The organism is Hymenobacter sp. (assembly GCF_036387835.1).
Lineage (GTDB): Bacteria > Bacteroidota > Bacteroidia > Cytophagales > Hymenobacteraceae > Hymenobacter.
This window is the reverse complement of record NZ_DASVSY010000107.1, coordinates 16,241-40,799: the sequence shown is the minus strand read 5'-3', so window position 1 is coordinate 40,799 and position 24,559 is coordinate 16,241. Positions and strand designations below refer to the sequence as shown.

The 24,559-nt window shown below is 54.7% G+C and carries 11 protein-coding genes; 3 read left to right on the top strand and 8 right to left on the bottom strand.

The window, feature by feature from the left end; all coding sequences use genetic code 11:
- A partial coding sequence (locus tag VF639_RS20775) for a transposase (RefSeq protein WP_331147864.1) occupies positions 1-370 on the bottom strand: 370 nt, incomplete at its 3' end.
- Positions 371-2,888: 2,518 nt separating this feature from the next.
- Here VF639_RS20775 and VF639_RS20770 point away from each other — a divergent pair.
- Positions 2,889-4,550 (top strand): hypothetical protein, encoded by a 1,662-nt coding sequence (locus VF639_RS20770; protein ID WP_331147863.1) that lies wholly within the window; start codon positions 2,889-2,891, stop codon positions 4,548-4,550.
- Between the two features lie 434 nt (positions 4,551-4,984).
- Positions 4,985-7,105 (top strand): PA14 domain-containing protein, encoded by a 2,121-nt coding sequence (locus VF639_RS20765; RefSeq protein WP_331147862.1) that lies wholly within the window; start codon positions 4,985-4,987, stop codon positions 7,103-7,105.
- A 133-nt stretch (positions 7,106-7,238) separates the two neighbouring features.
- On the opposite strand, the gene VF639_RS20760 is transcribed toward VF639_RS20765, so the two are convergent.
- Positions 7,239-8,243 carry a YfiM family lipoprotein gene (locus VF639_RS20760; protein ID WP_331147861.1) on the bottom strand — a complete coding sequence of 335 codons (1,005 nt, stop codon included), beginning with the start codon at positions 8,241-8,243 and terminating at the stop codon, positions 7,239-7,241.
- Positions 8,244-8,399: 156 nt separating this feature from the next.
- On the opposite strand from VF639_RS20760, the gene VF639_RS20755 reads away from it, so the two are divergent.
- Positions 8,400-11,231, top strand: coding sequence for a DUF4961 domain-containing protein (locus VF639_RS20755; protein ID WP_331147860.1), 2,832 nt, complete (start codon positions 8,400-8,402; stop codon positions 11,229-11,231).
- A 251-nt stretch (positions 11,232-11,482) separates the two neighbouring features.
- On the opposite strand, the gene VF639_RS20750 is transcribed toward VF639_RS20755, so the two are convergent.
- The 6 genes from VF639_RS20750 to VF639_RS20725 all read right to left on the bottom strand — a co-directional run bounded on the left by VF639_RS20750 (position 11,483) and on the right by VF639_RS20725 (position 24,397).
- A complete protein-coding gene (locus VF639_RS20750) occupies positions 11,483-12,337 on the bottom strand; it encodes an N-acetylglucosamine kinase (protein ID WP_331147859.1) in 855 nt (284 codons plus the stop codon).
- A gap of 182 nt (positions 12,338-12,519) precedes the next feature.
- The gene (locus VF639_RS20745) at positions 12,520-13,299 is read right to left on the bottom strand and encodes a SusE domain-containing protein (RefSeq protein WP_331147858.1); all 780 of its coding nucleotides are present in this window, start codon (positions 13,297-13,299) and stop codon (positions 12,520-12,522) included.
- A gap of 186 nt (positions 13,300-13,485) precedes the next feature.
- Entirely contained in the window at positions 13,486-15,165 is a 1,680-nt protein-coding gene (locus tag VF639_RS20740; RefSeq protein WP_331147857.1) for a RagB/SusD family nutrient uptake outer membrane protein, read from the bottom strand.
- 11 nt (positions 15,166-15,176) lie between these two features.
- On the bottom strand, positions 15,177-18,164 hold the full coding sequence (locus VF639_RS20735; RefSeq protein ID WP_331147856.1) for a SusC/RagA family TonB-linked outer membrane protein: 2,988 nt from the start codon (positions 18,162-18,164) through the stop codon (positions 15,177-15,179).
- A gap of 1,233 nt (positions 18,165-19,397) precedes the next feature.
- The gene (locus VF639_RS20730) at positions 19,398-21,800 is read right to left on the bottom strand and encodes a glycoside hydrolase family 2 protein (protein WP_331147855.1); all 2,403 of its coding nucleotides are present in this window, start codon (positions 21,798-21,800) and stop codon (positions 19,398-19,400) included.
- Positions 21,801-21,805: 5 nt separating this feature from the next.
- Complete coding sequence (locus VF639_RS20725; protein WP_331147854.1) at positions 21,806-24,397, bottom strand: cellulase family glycosylhydrolase; 2,592 nt, start codon at positions 24,395-24,397, stop codon at positions 21,806-21,808.
- Between the last annotated feature and the right edge of the window lie 162 nt (positions 24,398-24,559).

Genomic DNA, 24,559 nt, shown 5'->3' with positions numbered 1-24,559 from the left:
CATAGCCCGCCCGTGCCCCGCTTTCGGGCGGGCTTTGCAGCGTGCGCGAGTCCAGAATGCTGGCCGTGGGCTCGGCCTGACGGCCAGCCAGCAGGCGCGCCAGTTCGCGCAAATCGGCCAGCAAGGGCTCGAAACAGCGGTAATCGCGCCAGCGCGCCCCCTGCTGATACACCGCTGGCCAAGGCGGCAAATCGTGGGGCAGGTAGCGCCAGCCGCAGCCGGTCTTGGCCAGGTAACGCAGGGCGTTGAACACGGCCCGCAACGAGTGCTGCCGTTGCGGCGCATCTTCGCGCACTAGGGCCAGATACGGCGCTACAAACGCCCACTCCGCATCCGTTACGTCGCTGGGGTAACCACTTCGTTGAGCCATCCCCCAAATTACGTTACTAGTCCATAACAGGCTCTAGTCAGGACTACTAAAGCACAATCATCTCTCACCGAAAACTGACAACCTTTTTCCAGAATCGGACAACCTGTATAGCTAGAGCCGGACGAGACATCTCGGGATAGAACTGTGACGTCGTTGGCCACACCTTATATAAGGTGTGTATATAATTATGGTATAAGAGCGTGCCGGCTACCATAACTGCAGGATCGAATCAACAGGCAGGAGTCTCGCAGATCAAGTAACGTACACTGCAAAAGAGCCGCTAACAAGACTACGTGTCTTACTAGCGGCTCTTTATACTTAATTAATTTCTTGTTTCCGACTCCTAGCGAAGCTCAGTGAAGCTTTTATTTCGATCTAGCTAACGTAGCGCCGTAGCCCAACTTTTTTTTGCGGGAGTCTTCAAAGAGCTTGATGCCCTTGTTACAACTCAGCAGCTTGTGAATCTCCTTGCAAAGCAGGCACGGCCTGAGTCATGGAACACGATTTAGTGCATGTTGATAGATAAGTGTGAGCTTGAAGCATCTGCAAAAGTCTTGACTTGCAGGCTCACCTTGCAGAAAGCTCCATGTTTGTGTGCAAAAGAGCCGAACATATACTAGAGCCTCAATACTACATTTTGCAAACAGAGCAACAATGCCAATCAGGTGCCACTAAATGCAAGCTGTAAACTGCGAAAGCTGTGTTTGTCAACAACTTGTAGATGGGAGGCAAAAACAAAATGCAATAGGTACAAACATGCTACAGCCCTAATGTCAAATCTCAGAATGGGTTAAACTACAAGTGTGAGATGCCCAATATGAGTGGAAAGTAGATTTAAAACAAGATTAAAGATAAATTAATCTTGTTTAATGAATGAGCCAACCCAATCTAACAACTTAGTATAAGTCTGGTTTTATGAATTTTCTAACCATACATAATTATTTAATAAAGAGGTGAAAATGAATCATATTTGGCTCCCTTGGGCCAAGATTTTCTCCTAGGAACAAGGAATATGAAATAATTTGACAACTGTGCAACAAGTATATTAGGTAAAAAGCAAGTATAGAACTTTTACGTGTGGGATTGAGCATAACAAAGTCCGGCTTCTATAAAATGCAGTGCGTCGTTTTTTACTATCCGAAACAGTAGGTGAAGCAAGAAAATACGCCTTCGTCATGGTACTCTCAAGCTATAGTGAAACCACAAGTAGTTTCCCTCCGTAAGTGGTAAGTTTTGCACCAAGAAATACTAGCTCGTCAGGATACCAATATAATAAGCATCTCTAAGTCGTCAATTGCTGAAAACAGACGCAAGAAAGGCAAGGGAGCAAAGATTATGATATGTTATACTGATTTATATATCTCTTTATCAGCAAGTTAAATTAAATTTAAGGATGACTTACATAGGTATTTCAAACTATTTCGATAATCTAATTTTGCATTATGGATATAGATTTTAATTTTTTAAAGAAAATTAAAATAATTTCAAGGTAATTTTTAGCCATAAAAATTCAGGTTGAGGGTGTGCCTCATTGGGTGGGAAGTCTATAGTTGACGCTTGCACTATTTTGCTTATTTGCATTGTAAGCGCAACTAATGGAGCGTAAATAACTATAGTAAATGACCACATAGTGCCCCTGCATCCCAGATATTATTTCTCATAATTAGAAGGCTTAGCGGTAGCTGTGTCTACACGGATAACAGAGGGCGTGGTTTGATTATCATGGGTTATTAATAACTTGTGGTCGAAATAGAGGTAGCCAGTATCACTTTCTTGTGGTGATAGGGCCCCCTAAACAGAGTTCAGTAGTAAGAAGTTGTTGCCTTCTAAAAGAACTGAAGCAGTAATTGAATAACATGAGTTCAAGAAGCTGATTTTCCTAACGTTGTTCCTATATCCTTGATTATTAACGGGATTTAATCATGGGAATGCGCTAAAATGCTTTCTTGACTCATTCAAGTTTTTCAATACGTAGCGTAAGTTTTAGCTGAAGTCACACAAATAATTGCACGGCTTAATGCAAATCTTAAAGAGCTTGCTTTAAAGAGATTTGAAAAATGCAATAAAATCAAAAGAGAGGCCAGTAAAAAAGTGCTAATTCTTTAGCGCCTTCATTCCAATTTTTTCTTCTGTAATGGTCGAATCAACAGCTCGTACGTTAAAGCGCTGCTCCCCCAATTTTAGAACATCTGGTCGGCAGCACCACAGCTTAAATACACTGCTAGAACCCCCCCACATAGAAGGTCCTGTGATAGGAGAACTGCTTTGTAAGGGCATTAGCAACAGTGAGGCTAAACTTAATAAGCAATGGCTTCAAGGCCCGGCTTTCAGAAAGTATCGCCTTATCTGTTGCCTGGCATTACCTTTTCTAACCGCCAATGCTGCTTTTAGTCAAACCCCAACTCCGTTTTTGACTGGCAAAACGTTAGGAACCCCAAGAAATACAACAGTTGTGTCAGGTGGGGGAGATGCCGCCAATTATCAGCAATTGGCCCAGAATTATTCGCTTGCCGCTGGTATGGAATACCGTTATGGCGCACCGAGTACTTTGTCGGATAACGGTTTTCCAACCTTATACCAGCCAAGCAGCCGCCGGTTCGATAACCACGGCAATGGTAGCGGCTGGGACTATCAGATTGGTTCGCAAGACCCTTCCAAGAACGATTACTTTTCCAACCACGCCCAACTGCTCTTCGTGCCTGATGCCATTACGCATCCTGGGTTAGCGGTACTTCAAACCCTCGTAATGGGTGAGGGAACGGTAAGCGAGAAGCCGGAACTGCCTTGGGTATACTATGGTCAGGGTAACCCAATACCAGACTTGATAACCCGGTTGAATTACGTAATACTGAATGGCGGGCCGCTGCGCCAAGCCACGGCTATTGCTAATTCTTATGGTCAAGACACTTGGTCAGCAAACAGCCTGATAACCTTTCAATCTGGTCTTGTGGCCGCATTTGGCAGTAACACAGCCCCTGGTAATGCGGCCGTGAAGCTAGCGCCGGGCAAGGTGCCCACCGCTATTTCTATTACCCCCAACAATGAGTTTGCACTGGTAACCGTATGGGATACCAACCAGCAGAAAGGGCAGGTAGCTGTGCTGGCGCTAGGTACCGGCAATACCTTCTGGGGCGACTGGTCAGTTAATTATCCAGGTTTGCGCAACTTAGGTCTCTTCACATTTATTAAGATTCTGGGCTACGTAGACTTGCCCGGTATGACGCAGCCCACCGAAATCTGCACCGCAACGGATTACACGGCCAGCAGCGACGACAACGATGGGTGGTTGGTATCGGCCGACGGGCGTGACCGACGCTATCAGGCGAGGGATTTGTACCTAAACAACGAAGCAGCTCGTCTGAGCTTTGCCTCGGGTGCCAACCAAGGCCGTTATGCGCGGAGTGGGTACGCTACGATCATCAGCAAGGCTGAAAAGAAAGTGATTTTCTTGGATTTGAAGCCTTTGTTTGCGCAGATACATAACATGTATTTCACCTCGCGCAGCAACTTCCTGCTTACCCAGAATACGGGGATGCTGCCGAATCAGTGGCCTTTCACATTTGATGTAGCCCCAAACTCTGCGCCAACCGTGGCCAAAGTAGTGGACATGGCGCAGGCTCCAACAGCAGTGCGCAACAACATCATCCCCGGCCGCAACCAAGCGTATGTAGCTACGCAGGACGGTACGTTGCACTTGTTTGGCGTGGGCGGTTACGGCACTACTAATGGTGGTACGCCAGCAGATATCAGAGAAGTAGGAAGCGTGGCCGTGGGAAGCAACCCAACTAGCATTGCGTATTCCAAAAACAAAGGCACCAACAACGACGCCGGCACCTGTAACATAGGCAAAGAACTTATTGTATGCTCACGCGGCGAGCGGGCTATTAAGTGGGTGCAATTAAATGGTAACACAGCCACTGTTACGAAAACCCTGCGTGACACTCGCCTCAAGGACCCGGTATGGGTGCAAGACAACGATAACCACGGTACGGAAGTGCCAGTGGTGAGCATAACGGACTACAGCGGGAAGCAGCTTATAAACTACCGCTACGGCACCGTTTATTTCCACACCAACGGCGGCAATACGTTCCCGGTAGGCGGCAACGGCCAATTCGAATGTGGTGGTGCTTACCCCTTGCAAGGCCGGCCATTCCAGGTGTCTGGCAGCAACGTGCCATAAGGCAATTCGCTTCATAAGATTAGATCAACAGCGCCCTATTACCTAGCCATAGGTTGCCTGCGCAGTGCACTGCAAGTACTGTAACGGGCCTTCGAAACAAGAACCTCCAGGCACGCATCCTCTCAGAACTGGTAGACTGTAGCTGAACCTACGCGGCGCCATCTTCAGCTAGTCAAAGCTCTTGCTTGGTTTGACACAATAGCCCGGCAACTCAAAGCAAGCACCAACATCTTCTAAACGAATTCAAGAGCAAGTAGTAGCGAAATGCTACGCACTAAACGGGACTTTTCATGAAACAAAACCATACTGCGCACAGCATGCCTCGCTGGATTGGGAATTTCATCTTTGCCAAGACACCCAAGTTTGTACTTTCTACGTTACTGGCAGTACTTTGTTTCGCCTTGCCAGGTTACAGCCAGAACGTTTGGCTCGGAATGAAATTCACAGTAGGAAACAATCCTATTCGGATAACTGCTCTAGGCCGAGTGTATGTGGCCGGAAACAGCCAAACACACACGGTAAAGCTGGTAGCCGCTAGCAATGGGGCCGACGTAGCTTCTGGTGCTGTGGCCGTCAACATGGCGGGAGGGACAGAAGACCAATTCAGTTATGTGCCCCTCGCTAACCCGGTTACGTTGGCTGCAAACACAGCCTACTACCTGGTGAGTGAAGAAACAAACGGTGGCGACTACTGGCATGACTCCAACACCGCCGTTACCACCGATGCTATTGCCGTATGCAATGGTCCAGTTTCAGGCATTGGCAACGTGTTCACTCCCGAAGCCAACAAGCCGAACTTCACCTACGTGCCGCTTGATTTTCACTACACCAACGCTTCATCGCTTGGCCTGCGTAATCCTGACAATCCGACCAACGCAGCAAGCGGCCTCGACTATTTCTACTACGAAGGCGCTTGGAGCAGTGTGCCCAACTTCAGCGCTCTAACACCCGCTAAAACCGGCAACATCGGTACCTACTCCCTATCGCCTCGTAATAGGAGTGATTATTTTGCGTTCCGCTACACGGGTTACATTGATGTGCCTACCGACGGTACCTACACCTTCTACACCACCTCCGACGATGGCTCGGTGCTCACTATTGGTGGTGCAGTAGTAGTTAACAACGACGGCCTGCACGGCCAAGTAGAGCGTTCCGGCACGATTGGTTTGAAAGCCGGTAAGCATGCCATTACCGTCGGCTTCTTCGAGGGAGGCGCCGGGGAAGTTCTAAGCGTGAGCTACGCTGGTCCCGGCATCAACAAACAAACTATCCCGGCTTCAGTGCTCTATCGTGCCACAGCGAACAGTGTTTCTTCTGTAGCTAGCCTGCGTGACGCCGACAATCCAGCCAATGCAGTGAGCGGTTTATCATACGCCTACTACCACGGCTCCTGGAGCCAGGTGCCAACCTTCAGTTCCTTGTCGCCGGTTAAGACGGGTGACGTAGCGACCTTCTCGCTGGCCCCACGCACCCGCAACGACGACTTCGCCTTCAGCTACACCGGCTACGTAGACGTGCCTACCGACGGTACTTACACCTTCTACACCACCTCCGACGATGGCTCGGTGCTCTCCATCGGCGGCACCGTGATAGTCAACAACGACGGCTTGCACGGCGAGCAGGAAGGCTCGGGCACGATTGGTCTGAAAGCGGGCAAGCACGCTATTACGGTCGGTTTCTTCGAGCGGGCTGGTCAGGAGGTGTTTAATGTGAGCTACGCTGGTCCCGGCATCAACAAACAAGTCATTCCCGCCTCGGCGCTCTTCCGTACCTCACTCAACGCTCCCGTACCAGGCCTGCGTAACCCTGATAACCCGAGTGACGCAGTGAGTGGTTTAGCATTCTCTTACTACGAAGGAACTTCCTGGAGCCAAGTACCAGACTTCAGCACGCTGTCGCCGGTTAAGACCGGCGACGCGGCTTCCTTCTCGCTGGCCCCGCGTACTCGCAACGATAACTTTGCCTTCCGCTACACCGGCTACGTAGACGTGCCTACCGACGGTACTTACACCTTCTACACCACCTCCGACGATGGCTCGGTGCTCTCCATCGGCGGCACCGTGATAGTCAACAACGACGGCTTGCACTCTCAAGCCGAGCAGTCGGGCACGATTGGCTTGAAAGCCGGTAAGCACGCTGTTATGGTAGGCTACTTTGAAAGAGATGGGCAGGAGGTGTTTAATGTGAGCTACGCTGGTCCGGGCATCAACAAGCAAGTCATTCCCGCCTCGGCGCTCTTCCGCTCGGCTAGCGGTTCGAGAACGGCAACAGCAGCTGCCTCATCCTCCGCCTCGACTTTGCTGTCGGTACCGCTGTCTGTTTTCCCTAACCCTAGCACCGATGGACGGCCAACTATTACGTGGCAGGCCAAAAAAGCGCAGGACGTAACCTTGCGCATCTTCAACAAGCAGGGTGCCATGGTGAGCTTGCTCACTCGGTCGGTGCCAGAAGGAGAGTCTACCTTCCGGTTGCCTACCACGCTAGTGAGCGGTACATACTACCTCAAAGCTACTATCGACGGCGAACCACAAAGCTTCACGCTCATCGTCGAATAAGCTAACTAGAGCTACCCGAGCAAGTCTCGATTTAAGGCTGCAGCGCCTGTACGGAAAGCTAGAAATAGCACCGTGCAGGCGCTGCATACTTTTGAGGAACAAGCAAAGGCCTTCGTCTGCTAATTCTTCACTCCTAATAGTACAGGCCGCGCGCTACGAAACCCCGGCGCTTGTTCCATTCCAAGGCCGGGGCGGGGATGTGGAAGATGCTGGCCACGTAGAACACCCGGCGCAATAGTTTGCTACGCGTTGGAATGTGGCGCAAATCTATGTCCAGGCTCAGGTAGTACTGGCGGTAAGACTGCAGGCCTGCGGCGGCGTTAGTGGCGGGGTCATTGTACACCATTTGCTGAGCCCCGTAGCCCACGGCCGGCTGCAGCCACCGAGGCCAGCGTGAGCCGGCCGGCAGCCAGGCCCCCACGTCGGCGCACAACCAGTAGGTCTGGCCGTTGTAGTCTTTCAAGTATTGTTCGGCCAGGCTCTTACCGAGCACATTAGGCCGACGGGCGGCATAAGGCGTTGTGTGGAACGAGTATTTAGGCATAATGCGCACTTCGTGCCACGCCAACTGCTGACCGATAAGGCCCACCGAGCCGAGAAAATTGGCAGCCAAGTCCGAGGCCGATGCTCCGTAGGCGGGGTCGCGCCCGTCGAGTAGCTCGATGGGGCTTTGCAACAGGAACCCGACAAAGCCCCCGTACCAGATAGCGCGACGCTCGGGCACGCCAGCCCACTGCAGCATGTCCACGGCTCCTCTGCTTTCGTGGAAAGCGCCCCAGAAGTGACCCGCCTTATCGAGCTGCTTCCACTCGCGCAGGTCGTTGAACCAGTGGAGACTGGTTTTGTCGCCGGTATACCAGCCTTTGCTAAGCGCATACGTGAGGCCCGTGTACGAAACGGCTAGCCCGGCCGCTAACAAAGGCAAGCGCCGATTCAGGCGCGACGCCACGGTATCGGGGCGCAGGGGAGGGGAGGTTGAAAGGGAAACTGCTGTGTCGGCCGCGCTACCAGGCGAAGAGGCTTGTTGTGCCAGTGCCGGAACCGTCAGCAACACGCTCGTGAGGGCCGCACTGAAGCAGTACTGCGCAACTGGCTGCTCAAGAAAAAGGCGAAAAAAGGGGGAGAAGGAGTAAGGCACAGTCTACCTGTAGGGGGCAACAAAGCTACAAACAAAAGCTGCGGTGGGGCTGCAAGCCGACTGTGCAGATTGACTACCTTTATTCGGCTTTATTAGCATTTTTTCGCGGCTGAATCCCCATTTAGCCCATCCCCAATTCCCACTTTACTTTTTTTCATGAAAGCACTTCGACTATTGAGCAGCTTGTGGCTGCTACTAACCAGTTCCTTGGCGGTCCGGGCGCAGGTGGTTGTCACGCAGCCGACCTTTTTCCAGGGCAACGCTCCGGTTACACTTACTTTCGACGCCACCCAAGGGGACGGCGGCCTGGCTGGTTTCACGGGGCCCGTTTACATCTACACCGGCGTAATTACCAATCAAAGCACGTCGCCTTCCGATTGGAAGTATGTGAAAAGCCCTTCTTTCAACACGGCCGACCCGGCGGCGCTGATGACGCGCGACGCCAACAACGCCAACCTTTATCGTATCACGTTTACGCCGCGTACGTTCTACGGCGTACCCGCTGCCGAGCAGATGCTGCGGCTGGCTATGATTTTCAAAAATGCTGATGGCAGTGTGGTCGGACGCGGACCCAACGGCAGCGACATTTTTGTAGATGTCTTTCAGGGCGGTTTAGCGGCGCGCATCACCTCACCCGCTACCGGTGGCAACGCTCAATTTGTGGCCCCGGGTACTACCATCAACGTGACCGGTGAGGCTTCTTTAACTTCACAGCTCACTTTCCGACTAAATGGCGCGCAAGTAGCACAGCAGGCTTCGGCGACTATGCTTACCACGGGCGTTACAATCACGCAGACCGGTCGCAACGTCGTGCGCTTCACGGCGGTCAACGGCGGCTCCACGGTTTCTGATTCGCTGGTGGTAGTGGTACGGCCTACTGTTACGGTGGCGGCCTTACCAGCAGGCGCCAAAAAAGACGGTATTACGTATCTCAACGGCGGCACCTCGGTGGTTTTAAGTTTGACAGCGCCGGGCAAGCAGTTTGTGTATGTGCTTGGTGAATTCAACAACTGGCAGCAAACCACTACCAGTTTCATGAACCGTACGCCGGCTACCGATGCTGAAAACGCCCGTTGGTGGGTGCAGATCAATGGCCTGACGCCCGGTCAGGAGTATGCCTATCAGTACGAGGTAGACGGGGCTCTGCGCGTGGCCGACCCCTACTGCGAGAAAGTGCTCGACCCCAGCAACGACCAGTTTATCCCGGCCATCACGTACCCGAACCTGAAACCTTACCCCACCGGTCAAACTGCCGGCATTGTGTCGGTGCTGCAAACCAACCAGGCGCCGTACCAGTGGCAAGTGAATAACTTCCAGAAGCCCAAGCGCACCGACTTGATGGTGTACGAGCTGCACCTGCGCGACTTTGTGGCCCGTCACGACTATCAGACCCTGCGCGATACGCTCGGCTACCTTCAGCGCCTGGGCATCAACTGCATCGAATTGATGCCAGTCAATGAATTCGAGGGCAACGACTCCTGGGGCTACAACCCCTCGTTCTACTTCGCTCCCGACAAATACTACGGCACCAAGAACGCCCTCAAAAACTTCATCGACGAAGCCCACCGGCGCGGTATGGCCGTAGTGCTCGATATGGTGCTCAACCACAGCTGCGGCCAAAGCCCCATGGTACAGATGTACTTCGACGGTGGTAACCCGGCCACGAATTCGCCCTGGTTCAACCGCACGGCCACGCACCCCTTCAACGTGTGCTACGATTTCAACCACGAAAGTGCCTTCACCAAGTATTTCAGCAAGCGCGTTATGGAGTTCTGGCTCCAGGAATACCACGTAGACGGCTACCGGTTTGACTTAAGCAAGGGCTTCACCCAAACCAACTCCGGCACCAACGTGGCCCAATGGGGCAACTACGACCAGTCGCGCATCAATATCTGGCTGGACTACCACAACTTCCTGACCTCCATTGACCCCACGGTGTACCCAATCTTGGAGCACTTTGCCGACAACAGCGAAGAAAAAGTGTTGGCCGACGCCGGCCTCATGCTATGGGGTAACATGAACGGGGCCTATAACGAGGCTTCGATGGGCTACATCCCCAACTCCAACTTTAGCGGCGGTTATTTTGGCAACCGCAATTGGTTGAATCCAAACTTGGTTACCTACATGGAAAGCCACGACGAGGAGCGGATGATGTTCAAAAACATTACCTACGGCAACCAAGCCGGCGCCCCCGCTTACGACGTGCGCAACCCGGCTACGGCCCTGGCCCGCCAGGAAGCGGCAGCGGCTTTCTTTTTCACGGTGCCCGGCCCGAAAATGGTGTGGCAGTTTGGCGAAGTAGGCTACGATGTGAGCATCGATTTCAACGGCCGTACCGGCGCCAAGCCTATCCGCTGGAACTACTATCAGGAAGCCGACCGACGCAAGCTCTACAACGTATGCCGCGAGTTGATTGCCTTGCACAAGGTAGAGCCCGCCTTTGAAACCGGCACCTTTACGCAGCAAGTAAGCGGCGCCACCAAGTCGTTGCATCTCACCGACCCGAGCCTGAGCATGACCGTACTAGGCAACTTCGACGTGGTGACCCAGCCTATCAACCCAGAGTTTCAGCGCACTGGCAAATGGTACAACTACCTCACCGGCGACAGTATCACGGTAGCCAATGCCACCGCGAATATTACGCTTCAGCCTGGTCAGTATGCTGTATATACTTCCCGCCTGATCAAGAAAGCCACAGTCCTTGGCACCAAAGCTCGCGCCACCGACGCCCTGCGCCTGACGGCCGCGCCTAACCCAAGCAGCAGCAGCGCTCTACTTCGCTATGAGTTGACTGCGCCAGCCGCTATTACCGTTACCGTTCACAATTTGTTGGGCAGCACCCTGCGCACCATCCGGGTGGATGCTCGTCAGGCAACCGGCCGCCATGAGCTAAACCTACCTGTTCAGGACCTTGCCAACGGCGTATATCTCATACGGCTCAGCACTGGCCAACTCACGCAGACCACCCGGCTGATAGTACAACATTGATTTAGATGCTGTTTGCGTTAGCCAAAAACCGGTTCGAACGATGTAGAGACGCCTCCTGGCGTCTGGGCGCCCGCCCAACCCGCCGATTTTGTTCAACGACGAGACGCCAAGAGGCGTCTCTACACCGTTCAAACCGGTTTTTCAGCTAACGCAAACAGCTTATTAGTGCCTGCTGTTTAGAGAGTTAGGATTCCAAAAAGAAGGCCGATTCCATTAGGAATCGGCCTTCTTTTTCAACTAAAAACTCGAAATCAAGTAGTCCTAAGCTTGCTTTCGTGGTATGATACTAAGTCGTCGATGGGGGAGCGGATGATTTTGCCGACTTCCATACCGTTTTTGCGGGCTGCCTGGGCCAGGGCATCGCGGAAGTTGTAAGCTACCGAACCTATGCAATTGAAGGTATACTGCTGGTAGTTAGGGTAGTGGACAACAATGTTTTCGAAGAACGTCTCGAAGCCGTGCAACACAATTTCGCGGCAGTAGCTAATGTTGTTGTGGTCGTAGGTGAACTTGCCGAAGCTAGCCAGAAAGCGGTTGGGCAGCGGCTTGTTGTAGAGCCGATCCAAAACCTCTTCGCGGGTAAGCTTGAACTCTTGCTGAAAGATTTCCTGCAGGCCGTCGGGCAGCAAACCGCGCAGGTAGTCGCGGAGCAAGCGCTTACCGATAAACGAGCCGCTCCCTTCATCGCCGAGAAAGTAACCAAGCGAATCCACGTTGTAAATGATTTTCTCGCCGTCGTACAGGCAGGAGTTGGTGCCAGTACCCAGGATAGCCGCGAAGCCGGGCTTATCGCCAAGCAGGGCGTGGGCCGCCGCCAGCAAATCCTCGGCTACTTTCGCCTTGGCATTCGGGAAAATCTGGCGCATGGCGGCCGCTACTCGCTCGGCTTTCTCTGCGTTTGATACGCCGGCTCCGTAGTAGTACACTTCCGTTATTTCTTGGCGGGGCAAGGTGCCAGGCAAACTTTTTTCGAGGGAGGCCGCAATAGCCTCGGTGCCCATAAAGTCGGGGTTGTATCCTTCGGTGTTAAAAAACACGCGGTTTCCAGCGTTATCAAGCTGGCACCAGTTGCTCTTGGTCGAGCCGCCGTCGGCAATAAGAATCATAGGAAAGGAAAGGTTGGGGCAGAGTAAAAAAACGCAGTGAGTGACAAAGCAAAGAAAAATTTCCCTTGTACACGAACCGCATACGTATCAGGACAGTAGCGGAGAGAGTTTGGGCAGAGCATTTCAAAAGAAAAGGCTGCCGAAGCACGGCAGCCTTTTGCAAAAAAGTAATCTTTACCAGGTTAGTTAGGAGTCAGAGTGTACGTCATCCTGTTGAGATCAAAGATGATGGTGTAGGTGCCCGCGGTAGGAACAGTGATGTTCGGGCCATCTAGAACCAGCGTCCCGGTGTTGTTGGCATCCCGGGCATTCGCGCCATAATTCGTAGTCCAAGCCTTGTTGGACCGGAACTTGAAGTTGTCAGCCTTCAAAGCGCGGGTTAGGGTATAGGCCTGCAGGTCACAGTCGTAGGTCAGCTGCACATCCGTATCCCAGTCCATGCCAGCCGGGCCGATGATAGCCCAGGTGGTGGAAGTAGGGGCTTTACACTCGTAAGAAGTAGCCGTCAGCGCGACAGCCGGCGAGTACAAGGGGCTATTTGCGGCAAAGCTGGCCCGAAGCCGCGCTTCAACGGGAGTTGCAACGCCGGGGGTAACGCCTAGGCTGTTGAGGCTGGCATTAAGCTGGCCGTACGTTAGCACGGTGGTTGGGCCAGTACCGGCATCGATAGAAACAGGGGAGGCGAAGTTGTTGCCCTGGCGGTCTATTTGCAGGGTGTAGGTGATAGCCGGGGAATACGTGTTTTCAGCGCCACTCCAGTTCAAGGACGTGATAGGAGTCCAGGTGTAGGTGACGGCCGGCCGGGAGCTGCTGCCCTGCACCAGCACGGCCGTGCTAGTCGAGGCCGCGAGGGTAGGAGTATTCGAAGGAGTAAGCGTAACCTTGGTTTCGTCTTTTTCGCAAGCCGAAAACACAAACAACAAGGCGCACACTCCTGCAAGCTGAGAAAACCAATTTTTCATACAACAGGAAGTTTTAAAGGAAAAGAGAATAAAAGCAGGCCGGCTTTCGGAGGTAGCACCGGCCAGTTCTTCAGTGTTTGTCTGAAACAGAAGTTGTCATTCCAACTGCACTGAAATGACAACTTCTGTTTACATAGGCTCTAAGTGCTCCGATATAATCCGGTATAAGCAACTACTCACTACTATCTAGTAGCCGTCGTTTTGACGGAGGTTACGATTCACCGATAAGTCGGCGGCTGGAATAGGGAACAAGACCCGGAAAGGCTCGACGGCCCGACCAGCGGCAACTCCACCCTTCCAGGGCCAGAGGTAGCTGCTTTCTACAAAGCGGTTGTAGCGAATCAGGTCGGTGCGGCGGTATCCTTCCCAGAACAGCTCCCGGCCCCGCTCATCTAGAATGAACCGGTCGGTGAGCTGCGCGTCGGTGATGGCACTGCCCGGCTGGTTGTTGAAAGCCCGGGCCCGAAGCTGGTTTACGTAGCGCAGGGCCAGCGCCCGGTCACCGCCACCGCGTATGGCCGCCTCGGCGTAGGTCAGCATCACCTCGGCCAAGCGAATCATTGGAAAGTCAACGCTCGAGAAGTTCAGGCCAGCACCCTGCGCTGCGCCGGCCGAATTCACATTGCGGAATTTCACGACGCCGTAGCCCTGCTCGAAATCGTATAAATCACCGATTTCCAGGGAGCGGGCTGAGTTGTCGTTTTTTCTGGTCCAGAAACGGCCGCGGGTGTCGAGGGTAGTATCGGATACCAACCCACCGCCCGGGTTTTGGAAAAGGTTGAACAGATTCCGGGTGGTGCGCAAACCCGTCCAGCCGGTCGACTGGCCCACCCGGGCCTGCCAGGCGGCCGAAGAGCCGGTGGCGCCGTTGACCAGAAACGTGGTGCCCCCGTAACTCTGGGTGTTGTTGACGTCGAAGGCCACCGGCCAGATAATCTCGTTGCGCGCCGGGGCCGTATTGTTATCAGCCAGAAAAAGGCGCCCGTACGGCGAGGCTACGCTGCCGGCTGCTGCCGTGACCAGCGAGTAGCCGGCATCGATTACTTTTTTAGCTTGGGTGGCCGCATCGGCGTAGCGGGCAGTGCCCGTGTACACCTGGGCGTTCAGGTAGAGGCGCGACAACATAGCCCAGGCGGCGGCTTTGTCTACGCGGGCGTACTCGTTGGTGCGGGGCTCGGCGAAGTCAGGGTCGGCGGCTAGGGCCGTCAACTCGCTTTCCACGTACGTGAAGAGCTGCTGCCGGGTGGAGTAGGGGGGGCTAGTGAAGCCCACCGCATCGGTTTCCGTTACAAACGGGCCGTTGCCATACAAGTCGATGACGTGCATGTAGGATACCGCGCGCAGGAACCGCGCTTCGGCCCGGTAGCGCTTCACGGTGGCTACGTCGTTGCCGCTCAGGCGCGCGGCCAGCTTCTCGTCGCTCGACTCCCGAATAAACTGGTTGCAGGTTGCAATTTCAAAGTAAATGCGGCTGTACAAACCCCGAATCAGCGGATTGCTGGAATCCCAATTCATGTTGTGCCAGTCGCGAATGCCGAGGTCGTTCCAAACTACCGTAGCCTCATCAGTGGTTAGCTCCTGAGCGCTCCAATACTGGCGAAGGTAGTCGGAGGTGCCTTCGTCGATGCCGTTGAGGTCGCCACCATTGGCCGTAGGATTGGCCGGGCCTATTTGACCGGTCAGCGCAAAGCCGCCATACAGTTTGGCCAGTACCTGGCGGTAGCCATTCAAGTCAACGTATACTTTATCGGGCGTCAACTCATACTTAGGCTGCTGATCCAGGTCGTTGGTGCAGGAGGTGCTAGCCACCGCCAGTACCAAGCTGGTGGCCGTAGCCACTAGTCCGCGGATTAGATACTTGTTCATAGGTGGGGAAATTAAAAGCCCAGGTTAAGACCAAAAGTGAAGGTGCGGGCGCGGGGATAAAAGTTGTTGTCAATACCACCAAATATTTCAGGATCAAGCCCTTCGTACTTGGTAATCAAAAATGCGTTTTGAACAGCGCCGGTCAGGCGAAGTGTCCCTTTCTCACCAAGAACTTTCCCTACGTTATAGCCCAGGGTAATATTCTCGCAGCGCAGAAAAGAGCCGTTTTCCACGTAATAGTCCGAGAAAAGTTGCTGGGCCGTAAAGCCGGTATTCCGGATATCGGTGGGCAGGTTGGTCAGGAAGCCCGACGAGCCCTGCGCGTTCGAAAAGTTGCCAATATTGGCCGCTACCGAGTTGTAAACGTAGTTGCCCACGTTGCCGCGCAGCAGAAACGATAGATTCAGCTTCTTGTAAGCCACGTTCGAGGAGAAGCCAAGCACGGCCAGCGGGGCCGACTGCTTGTAACGATAGTTGTCCCGCTCGTTGATAATGTCGTCCCCGTTGCGGTCCACGTAAATGCCTTGCAGCGGGCGGCCATTGCTGTCGTACACCTGTTGGCGGACGTAGAAGGTGTTGGAAGGAGAACCCACTGAATTGATTTGAATGGTGCTGCCCGTGCCGCCGGGAATGCCCCCCGTCAGGTAACCCTCGAAACCAATCTGCTGGTCTAGCTCCGTAATTTTGTTGCGGTTGTAGGCCACGTTGAAATTCAGGTCCCAGTTCCAGGTTTCCGAGCGTACGGGCACCGCGTTGACGTTGAATTCAATTCCCTGATTGCGCAACGACCCGATGTTGCGGTTCAGCTGGTTGGTTTGGTTGGCACCGGCGGGCACGTTTACCAACGAGAGCAGATCAGTAGAAGTGCGCTGGTAGATATCGATAGCGCCCGAAATTCGGTCGTCGAAGAAGCCGTAATCAAGTCCGGCATTCCAGGTGGTAGTGGTTTCCCACCGCAGATCTGTGTTGTAGCCGGAAGGCCGCGACGTGGTAACAAACGTGTCGCCGAGCTGATACTGCGCCGCGCCGTTGCCAATTACGTAGCGCGACTGATAGTCGTAGTTGCCGCCCACTTCCTGTTGCCCGGTCCGGCCCCAGCCGCCCCGCAGCTTCAACTCCGAAATCAGCGTATTGTCGGCCAGGAAGTCTTCGCCTTTCAGGCGCCACCCCAAGCCAATAGCCGGAAACACGCCGCTGCGGTTGTTTTCCGCAAAGCGCGAGGTATTATCTATGCGCACTGTACCGGTCAGCAAGTAGCGGTCTTTCACGTTGAGGGTGGTGCGGCCAAAATAAGAGAGCAGCACCAGCTTCGAGTAGTAGCCGGGCACGGTTAGCACGGCGGTGGGCACCACGAGCGTGGTACGGTCGAAGCGGTAGTCCAGGAAGTTGTCGCCTTTGGTCACGAAATCCTGGTACGAGTAGCCGCCCTGAATATCGAACTTGGTGCCGCCGAACTGCTTGCTGTACGCCAGGTAGGCTTCGAGCAGGCGCATGTCCTTTTGCTGGTTGTACTGCGTGAAACGGCCCTGGTTGAGGAAGTTGCCGAAATCGGCTAGGTTGGTAGCCGTAGAGCCTTCGCCGCGGGAAATATCAGTACCCAGGTTCAGGTTGGCGCGTAGCCCTTCGATGCCGTGAATCTTGTAGTCGAGCTGCACGTTGCCAATCAGGCGCTTTACGTCACTGGTGTTGTTGGCGTTGTTGAGCGCCGCCACGGGGTTGCCAATGGCTTGGCCCAAGGGGTTGCCGTTGGGCTGCAGAAACTGAAAGTAGCCCCCGTAAGGTGCATAGCGGGTTTCATCAACCCCCCGCACCGGCTGCGTCGGATCAAAAAGCACGGCGTTGCCTACCTGCGCGCCATCAATAAAACGGTTGTCAACCAACGTGCCTTTGGCATTGATATCGATGCGCAGCCGGTCATCGAACAGTAAAGGCGTAAGGCTTACCGAGCCGGTGTTGCGCTTGAGCTTGTTGGTGATAACAATGCCTTCCTGGGAGAGGTTGCCATAAGAAACCCTAAACGGTACCTTTTTTACACTGCCGGTCAGGCTGATGTTGTTGTCGTAGGTGGCGGCGGTGCGGAAAAGCTCGCTCTGCCAGTCGGTGTTGGCCGTGCCGAGGGTAGCCGCCTGCGAGGCAGAGCCATTGGCCCGCACAATATCACTGAATTCCTGGGCGCCAAGCACATCGTACTCGTTGGCCCGCCTGGAAATAGAAGTCTGCGACGACAGGTTGACGGTAAGCCTTTCGCCTTGCAAGCCCCGTTTGGTGGTAACCAGAATAACGCCGTTGGAAGCGCGGTTACCATAAATAGCCGTGGCCGAGGCGTCCTTCAACACGGTCACACTCTCGATGTCATTGGGGTTGATGAGCGTAAGTGGGTTGGAGGCACCAGAAATACCGCCTTTGTCTACCGGCACACCATCAATGACATACAACGGGTCGTTGTTGGCATTGAGCGAAGAATTGCCGCGGATACGAACGTTGGCCGGTGCGCCCGGCGCGCCGCCACCCGTAGTGATACTCACGCCTGCAATTTTGCCCTGCACCAGTTGCTCGGGGTTGGTTACCTGGCCTTGCACAAAGTCCTTGGACTGCACAGTGGCAACAGAGCCCGTCACGTCTTGCCGGCGCTGCGTACCGTAGCCCACTACTACGGCTTCATTAAGTAGGGTAGTATTCTCGCCAAGAGTCAGGTTGCCCAAAGCTGTATTCTGGCCAGCCGTGCTGGTAAAAGGCTGGCGCAACGACGTGAAGCCCACGTACGAGACAATCAGCGTGTGGGGACCAGCCGGAATATTCTGGATGGAGAATGTGCCGTCTGCGTTAGTGGAGTTGCCAAGCGTAGTACCTTCTACCAGAGCCGTAACGCCCGGTAGGCCTTCACCTTTCTCGTCTATAACGCGGCCACTTACTGAACCAGTCTGGGCGAATGCGCCGGTGAAACCGGCGCACACAAACAGCAGCAAAAACAAGAGTTTTGCCAGGTAAGGGTGTTTCATTGGGAAATGATTTGGGTGTTGAACTGGATTTTTCCGATTTAGCCGGAGTGGAAATTTGTGATGTCTTCTAAGAAATTACTGGAAAGCAAAATGAAGCTATAGACTGCAATACAAGCCTCTGCCAAACACATTTAAAGAAGGCACCTCTTGCAAGTAGGGCGCAAGTTAAAGCTTTGCCAGCGACATCGGAAACGTTTGCGGAACCACTCTAAGAATAGCAATAAATTGATTTGGCGCACAAAATTTCTCTTGGTCACATCAGTAATGCTATTGAAGCTAGCGTAGATTATTTTGTACCTGTCCCACTTTTCAAGTTAAGCCTAACTGTAAGCCTTGCGTAAGGCTACGCTTCATAGACGTTTTTTGTTAACGATAACGCTAATAGCCTGAGTTGATGAGCTATCCTCCAATCTTCAAAACAGTATGTAAATCATGGGGTCTGTTCAATAAAAAAGCAGAATATATACCTGCATCCCTAGAAATTATGGCCATGTTGCCGGTATACATCCTTTAGCGCAGTAGATGAAGTCTACTTCATGCAGGAATTAATGGCATCGAAATACTGCGCAGATGAAGGAAGCAAAGCAGTTAGGTACGGTGTTCTGACCTTTTGTAATAGACTTGTATGGGTGCCTTTATGATAAAATAGTATCAGTCGATGGCTGAATAGTATTAACCTATTGTAATTGAAGCTGATAGCTGAATATCTCGAAGGCAAACGTGCTTTATCGTTTGACGCTTGCTCAATGGGAGTAAAAGCCTAGCTCATCTTAGTTTTCGGGGAAAAATGCAATAAATATTTTCAACGCCAACTCATGACTAACAGTCTAAGAGGCAGTTTGCGTTACGTTTTCGAAATCACCGAACGAGGTAGAGACGCTTCTTTGCGTCTTGTCGTTGAACAAAATCGGCGGGTTGGTTCGGCCGGTGTAGAGACGCCTCTTTGCGTCTCTACACCGGCCGAACCATTTTTTCTAACTCAAAACAGCTTCTAGCTAAGGTTTGTGAAGGGCCACCGGAAAAAAATCAAGTCTTTGACCCAGTCAGGTAAGTCGTCCTGTTTGCCCGCAGTCTCCACAGTCTGGCTTACTACAGGTACTGCTTTCCTCACTCCAGGGATTCAGCTACCCCCACAGCTTGCTGCTTTGCATAAAGAAGACGTAACCAGAAACCAGCGTGCCCCGAAAGCCAGGTGCGCCCATGGAACAGCAGGGCATCAGCAGCCGGACAGTTCTATTTAACGCCGATTTCAAGCGTATTGCCAGTTAAACCGGCAGCTTCCGCCGACACCTGAACAGCGCCAGGGTTTAGGCCCACGCGAAGCAGAATGGTAGCAATGCCGCCTTCCGCTTCCACCGGGTTGTTGCCAAGCAGCTCGGCGCCTTGCACGGTGAACTTTACAGCTGTCGTTGCATCTGGCACTACCGTGCCGTTGGCATCCACTACGGACGCATAGACGAACACCGCATCGTTTTGGCCGGCGGTCAGGTCTTTGCCGTGGCGGGCGTAGCGGAGCTGCAGCCGCTGCGCCGCGCCAGGAGTGCGCCGTTCCATTTGAGCGGCCACTTTGCCGTTGCTGTAGCCAACTGCTTTCAGCGTGCCGGGCGTGAAGGCGGGCAGCGTGAACGTGAAAGGCGGGTGGGTTAGTCGGTCGGAGAATTTGTTGGCGTCGGGGCGTTGCCGGGCGACGGGGGTGCCGTTGAGTTGCAGCTCCACTTCGTCGCAGTTGCTATACACTACCACTTGCTTGCTGGAAGTGGGCTGCCAGTAGCTGGCAATGTACACCATCGGCTTACCGAAGCCTTGCGGAGTGGTGACCGGGCCGTATTGGCTTTGGTAGAAGTAGTACGCGAATTTCGGCAGCCGGAATATGTCGCCCACACCCGACGACTCGATATCCGGGGCGTAGCCGCGCTTGTAGTCGAACAGTAGCCAGTTAGCATCGCCGACGGCCGGACTGCGGAAGTTGTCGTTGTGAGCTTCCTGGAAGTTGAGGGCTTGCTGCGCCAGGGCCCGCTCGCCCTGGCCGCGCAGCTGGCGTGAGGTGCGTTCCGACTCTTTTAGGCCGGCGTAAGCGGTTTGGTTGAAGCCGGCGTTTTGGGCGTAATATTCCCAATCGCCGTACTCGCAAAGAAACAGCGGCTTTTTGCCGGTGTACTTGCTCCAATAATCGGGGGCCTTGCTGTGCTGGCGGGCCGGAATGAACACGTCGTAGGCGTAATCCATCCAGCCGCAGGTGTACACGCCTTCTTTCCAAGGTAGCTCCTGGTGCACCGCTTGGTGCGTCAGCTCCATGTAGGGCTTGCTCATGCCGGTCTCGTTCAGCGACGACTCCCACAGCACGACGCTCGGGTGGTTCCGGTCGCGGCGTACCATGTCATGCACGTTTTGCAGGCTGTTCTTTTGAAATTCTGCTCCTCCGAAAAACTGCCAGCCGGGAATGGAATTCATCACCAGAATGCCTAGCTCGTCGCAGGCTTGCAGGAAGGCGGGCGAGGGCGGGTAGTGCGAGCAGCGTACGAAGTTGAAACCGGCTTCCCGAATCTGCCAGGCGTCACGGTATTGCGCGTTATCCGACAAGGCATACCCCAAGTAAGGATACTCCTGGTGGCGGTTGGTGCCGCGCAGCCGGAGCTTCTGGCCGTTGAGGTAGAAGCCGTCGGTGGCGAAGCGGATGGTGCGGATGCCGGTTTGCAGCTCTTGCCGGTCAACCACGGCTCCTTCGCGCAGCACTTCCACCACCAGCCGGTAGAGGTAGGGCTGCTCCGGCGACCAAAGCTTCGGATTCGCAATGTTGAGCACTTGATCTACCCGCTCGAAAGCACCCGCTCCAATGCCGGCCGCTTCATTTTGAATCCGGCTTACTTCCTGGCCTTTTTCGTCGAGCAACGTCGCGCGTACCTGCACCGTTTGGGCCTGCGCGGCATCGTTCTGCACTTCGGCTTGGAGCCGTAGCGTGGCCGACTGCGGGCTGACGTTTTCGTAGTGCAGCAGGAGGCCGCCCCCGGCCGTGCGGTTGGCCGCCACGGCATCGGAAACATGCACTTTGTCTTGCACCAGCAGCTGCACCGAGCGGTAGAGGCCACTGTAGAAGTTGAAATCCAGATCTTTGAGGGGTTTGCCGGGCGGCACGGCGGGGTTGTCCTGATTGTTGAGCTTCACCAGCAGGCAGTTTTCCTGCCCAAACTTGAGCTGGCGCGAAACATCCACAGTGAACGGCAAATACCCACCCACGTGCCGTTGCAGCTTTTTACCGTTCAGGTACACGTCGGCGGTGTGCATAGCTGCCCCGATGTGAATGGCTACGTGTTTGCTGGAATCGGTGGCCGGTACCTGGAAAAACTTGCGGTAGAAGCAAGTGCCCTGCCACTGCTTTTTGTCGGTCACGACGGGCTCTACTTGCGCCGTGTGGGGCAACGATACGGTTGCCCACTGCATGGTGCTGTCGGTGGCTTTGGTGAAGAGGGGCGCCGTAACGGCCGTATCCATGTCTTTCACAAACTGCCAGTCCTGGTTGAAGTCGACGGCGGGCGTGATGCTGCCTGCTGGCTTGGTGCACTCGCTCAGGGCGCCTAGCAGCAGCAAACCAGCGCCAAGGCGGGTAAAAGAATTCGAAAGCAGCGGATAGTCAGACATATACCTTATTGCAGGGAAACAGATTCGAGGTCGAGGTGGCGCGTGCCGCTGGCCGGAGCGGGCGCGTCAAACAGTACTTGCAGCACCTCCGTTTCGGGTAGTTGCAGGGCTGATGGGCGGGTGGGCTGGTAGGTCAGAGGCAAGAAGCCAGGGTAGGGGCGCGGCACCAGCAACAGCGCATCGGGGCGGAAAGTGGACAGCGGAATCCGGAGGTCCTGCATATCGGGCCCAAGCTGAACGGTGGCCGAATAGGTTATGGCATCTTTGGTGGTGAGCACCACTTTCACGGTAGTAGCCGCCTCACTGGCCCGGCCCCTTACAACTACCTCCTTGAAGGCCGCCAGCTCGGTGGCCCGGCCCGAGAGCTTGTGCCCGAAATAGGCCCGCAAAGCCGCGGCCGGCCCCGCAGTAGCGGCGGGCTGTGGCTGATTGGGCCGCGGGGTGCCCTGCACCAGGCGCAAGGCCAACGTACCGGTCGGCGTAGTTACGTAGTCAGTCCAGGCGGTGCTGGCGACGCCGCGGGCTTCCACCAGGTCCTGGTCGTGGCTGGCTTCAAAGAGGGGCAGAGGCGTACCCGCGGCCACAATGGGTACCTCGTAGTGTTCGGGGTGCGCGTAGTCCCAATCGCGGGGCTGGCCCTCGAAAGCGCCCGGAAACGTGAGGGCCTGCTCTTTTTTGCGCAACACGATCCAGTAGCGCAGCAGCCCCGAATACGCAAGGTCGGCGGGGACGGTGGCCTCCACGGTGGCGTAGCTCGTGGTGGTCATGGGCAGGGTGCGGGTGCGGCCGTAGTAATGCTGCGCTACCAGGAACACGCTGTCTTGGGGTGAGGCACCGGTGAGGCGGGCGCTGATGCGTACTGGTTGCCCCACCGATACCTGCGCGGGCGGCGTGTGCAGCACCTGCGGGCCGAGCTTGGTGGGCGCGGGCGCTGCAAATTCTCCTAGCTTAATGCGGTTGAAGATAGATGCCCCGGTGAACTGCGTGGTCGATTTGCCGGCCGCCGCCACCAGGTACACACCGGGCTGCACCGCAAGGCGGCCGTTGGTAGCTTGCTCCTGCGTGGTATTGCCTTCGTTGAGGGCACGTAGCGTGAAGCTACCACCCAATTCGGCCAGGGTAATCTGCAACGGCTGCTCGTTCCACAAAATCTGCGTCACGGGCTTGCTCAAGGATGCTTTTTCAAACGGGTCTTGAATTGGTACGGCATCGGGCATCACCTCCAGGCGCCACACGCCCGCGGCCAGTCGGTCGAGGAAGTAGGCGCCGGTACCGCCGTAGTGTACTACTGGCGAAGAGCCCGTGCCGGCTATGTGCTGCAAGCTGGCAACTCGTTTGGGTTGCGTGGTGGTGGACGTGGTGTAGTAGAATTCTTCCGGCGTGTTCATTTCACTTAAACCCTGCCGGTAGCTCACCCGGAAAGCCTCAAACACCGAATCCTGCGGGTAGCGCCCAAACGACTGCCCGCGCCCCACACGGTGAAATACTTTCGAGGCAATCAGCAAGCTCAGGGCCTTGGCTGGCGTGTACGCCAGGTTCAGGTAGTGGGTCTGGTATTCGGTGTTGGCGAAGGCCATGGCCATGGGGTCGTAGGCGAACTGCGTGGCCCATTGAAAACCAGCTTCCCGAAAGCTGCGCGCCATAAACGGGTACATCACCGGCTGAATAATGTCGGCCGACTCGAACTCGTAAATCATCCTGGCCTTGCTGGTGAAGCGCTTGTCGGTCCGAAACGGAATGGGGTACTGGTCGACGTAAGGCAGGAAGTTGCCGCGTAGCGCGTGCCCGCTCACCAGCCCTTGCGGATACCACTGAAACGTTAGCCCATCCACCTTGGCGTTCAGAATGGCCTGGTACACGTCGGGATTCTCAGACACGTTGTAGAACACTGGCTTGCGGCAGCCCGTGGCCCGGATGGCTTGAGCCATGCGGTTGGCGAAGGCCGTGACCTGGTCTTCGGGCTTGTGGTAGCGAGGCTCGTTGCACACCTCGTAGGCAATGATGTCGGGCTCTTCGCGGTAAAGCTGCTTGGTGTAGGGGTTGCGGTGGTTGAGGAACTGCGTCAGGTACTTCTCCTGCGCCAGTATGGCCCGCGGGTTGGTGTAGGCCTCGCTTTTCGAGTAGATGCTGGAGAAGCCGGTGCCGGTGTCGCGCTCCGGGTAGCCGTTGTTCCAGTAGGCGATGGGCGTTAGAATGATTTTAATACCACGCTGCTTAAGCTGCGCCACCAGAAAATCAAGCAGCTTCAGGTGCTCGTTGTCTTGCAGATTACCAAGCGTGTCGGTGATTTCTACATCCCAAACATGGACCCGAAACGCATCAACCCCGAGCCGGGAGAGGTGGTACACATCCTGCGTTATAGCCTGCTCGTGCGACACGCCTAGCCGCTGATGCGCCCGGTAGGCGTGGGCAAAAGGAGTGGTGTAATTCACCCCAAACAGCGCTACTTCTTTCTTGTCTTTCTGCCAGCGCAATACGCCTTGCTTGTCCACAAATACGTCGCCCTCCGACTGACGCGGGGCTTTCTGCGCCGCCGATGGCAATCCTATTGTGGCGCTGCAAATAATAAGAAGTAAGACCAGTAACCGGTGGGGCATAAAGCGGGAAGTAGCGTACGGCCTGCTTGCATTGTGAGGAAGCAGGCTGAAAAGTAGACAGGTTTATTGGGTTACCCAATCGTTTGTGTTCCGCCTTACGTCCATAGCAAGTTTTTAGCTTGCTTTGGGACGGGGGTGGGGTCCACCACCAGCTCTCAACCT